The 2,611-nt window shown below is 36.2% G+C and carries 1 protein-coding gene and 1 pseudogene; one reads left to right on the forward strand and one right to left on the reverse strand.

Features of this window, described 5'->3' with window-relative positions; all coding sequences use genetic code 11:
- Positions 1-217 precede the first annotated feature (217 nt).
- Positions 218-2,299, forward strand: coding sequence for a hypothetical protein (locus IQ228_RS24550; RefSeq protein WP_236630635.1), 2,082 nt, complete (start codon positions 218-220; stop codon positions 2,297-2,299).
- Between the two features lie 66 nt (positions 2,300-2,365).
- On the opposite strand, the pseudogene IQ228_RS24555 reads toward IQ228_RS24550, so the two are convergent.
- A pseudogene (locus IQ228_RS24555) lies at positions 2,366-2,611 on the reverse strand (abortive phage infection protein); the annotation flags it as partial.

Consider the following 2,611-nt stretch of genomic DNA (forward strand, 5'->3'; position numbering starts at 1 on the left):
ATTTATGAGTAAGAATTTAAAAGCCTATCCCACAGGGATAAATTAAAAATTCAAAAAGCATATTACAGCAACCGAATTATTTATGCAGATTAGTAAAACTTGCTACAAACTTTATCAATATCTTCATAACTTATTTTCGAGGAGATATTGGCGAAAAAAAATAACTTTCAAGATTTTATTGGGTCTAACCTGTGGACTACTCGTAACATTTGTTGGTATGACAATGGATTTAGCCACAACTAAAAAATCCAAAGCAGTCAGAACTCCTGAAATTACATATATTACTTCTTGGTTAGGAAATACCATTGGTAATGGTAAATTGCGAGTACAAAATAATATAGAAGGAATGTATGTCAAAGATGACGGGACAATTTATACAAATAGTGCTTGGGATGAAGCTGGTAGTGAAGCAGGAATATATAAAGATGGTAAACCAATTTTTATCCTCGAAGATACACATGGTTGGAATCGTTTAGGGGGTAAAGCAATAACAGTAAATAGCAAATATATTTATATTTCTATGATTCAAGGTGGAGTAGATCAAACAAAAGAAGATTATCCTCCCCAAGGACAAACTTGGTATTGCGTCAGACGTTATGACTTAACAGGAAAACCTGCACCTTTTGAGAAAGGGAATGGCTGGGATAAAAGTATGTTAATTACCAGCAAAAGCCATGAAGTCACAGGAATAGCAACAATAAATAATCACCTATTTGTTAGTAATGCTGGGGAGAATATTGTTCGGGTTTATAACACCGAAACAATGGCAGAGATAAACAAATTTACCGTTAATAGTCCCGAAAAAATTACCATTGATAAAAAAGGTAGTTTGTGGATTATTCAAAATCAAAAAGGTGCTAAATTTGGAAAAATTGTCAATTATTCTCCAGCCGGAAAGAAATTACCTCAAGAAATTACAGATGTTGATAAACCATCAGCATTAGCCATTGATAATCTCGGCAGACTGTTAGTAGCAGAAAATGGGATTAATCAACAATTGGTAATTTACAATATTAATAATCAGCCAGTTCGCGTGGATACTTTTGGGGATAAAAAAGGTGTTTTTGGTGGTGTACCTGGAGAAGTAAAAACATCCAAACTCTACGGCATTACTGGAGTTGGTACAGATGCCAAAGGCAATATTTATGTAAATAATAATGGCTTTAATACATCGGGAACAGATTTAAGAAAATTTTCGCCATCAGGAAAAATAGTATGGCAATTACTAGGATTAATATTTGTAGATAATGCAGATACAGATCCAAAAACAGATGGTGTAAATATATTCACCAAACAAGAAAAATATGTCATGGATTATAGCAAGTCTGCTGGTAAACAGTGGACTTATAAAGCCTACACACTTAATCCTTTTAAATACGCTCAAGATCCACGTCTACATACATCACCAGATGGAACTTTTGTGCGGCGGATTCAAGGTAAACCTTTTGTATTCCTGACAGATATGTACAATAGCTTTTTGCAAATTTATCGGTTTCAACCGAATACAGATGGTGAAATTGCCATTCCTGCTGGGATGTTTGTGGGTACTAATGATCAGAATAAACAATCTGTTCATGGCAATTGGCCACCCAATCAACCCGCAAACGGAGAATGGATTTGGCGCGATAGTAATGGCAATGGTGCATTTGAAAAAAATGAATATGATAGCAGTCAAGATTATCCCTATATCGGAGGTTGGTGGGTAGATAGCAAAGGAGATGTTTGGAAAACTTTGCGAACTGAAGATGGTATTCGTCATTATCCTTTACAGGGATTAGATACTAAAGGAAATCCCATTTATACCTATAGTTCGATGAAAAAACTCAAAACTCCTAGCACGTTCAAAGACTTGCGACGGATTGAGTATTTTCCCGAAACAGATACCATGTATTTATCCGGTTTTACGATGGAACATCCTGCATTTGCTGATGATGCCAAAGTCATAGGATCAGAAATTGCTCGCTTCGATAATTGGAGTCAAGGAAATCGTACTCCCAAATGGCGCACTGTCGTTCCCTACGACACTACAGGTAAAGGATTAGTTGCTACCGCAGCCATGAGTGTAGCTGGTGATTATGTGTTTGCAGTGGGTGTAAAAACCGCCGAGGTATATGTTTATAAAACTGCTACCGGAGAACTCGTGAAAAAGATGACTCCAGGTGCAGAAGTTGGGAAAGAAAGTGGTTGGGTTGATATTCCCTATGGTATCCGTGCTTTCCGTCGTGCTAATGATGAATATCTTGTATTTGTAGAAGAAAACTGGCAAGGTAAGGTGCTTATCTATCAGTTTCCTATTTGATACAGCAATTCTCGTTCTCATAAAATACAATGGAGGGCGGGGTTTCCCCGCCCCTACTATTGTGTATCAGTCATTGTTGCCGCTATTATTTTCTTCGTCGGTTTCTACTTCAATAAGTTGTTCGTTATCTTTAATAGTTATATTTTCAATATCCTCGACGGAAATTTCTAAATCTTCTAAGGCTTCTTTTATTTTTTCATAGTGAGCCGGTTCAAATAAGAACTTAAACATTCTTTCTATCGTTTTTTCTTCATTGTCGCTTACTTCAATTTGTTTCTCAACAAACTGATTAAGAAACTTGAAGGTTTTAAT

The organism is Dolichospermum sp. LEGE 00246 (assembly GCF_015207865.1).
Taxonomy (GTDB): domain Bacteria; phylum Cyanobacteriota; class Cyanobacteriia; order Cyanobacteriales; family Nostocaceae; genus Dolichospermum; species Dolichospermum heterosporum.

What these genes read in the sequence shown, in the direction of transcription:
- IQ228_RS24550 (WP_236630635.1), top strand. Translation starts at nt 218, where the DNA reads ATGACAATGGATTTAGCCACAACTAAAAAATCCAAAGCAGTCAGAACT.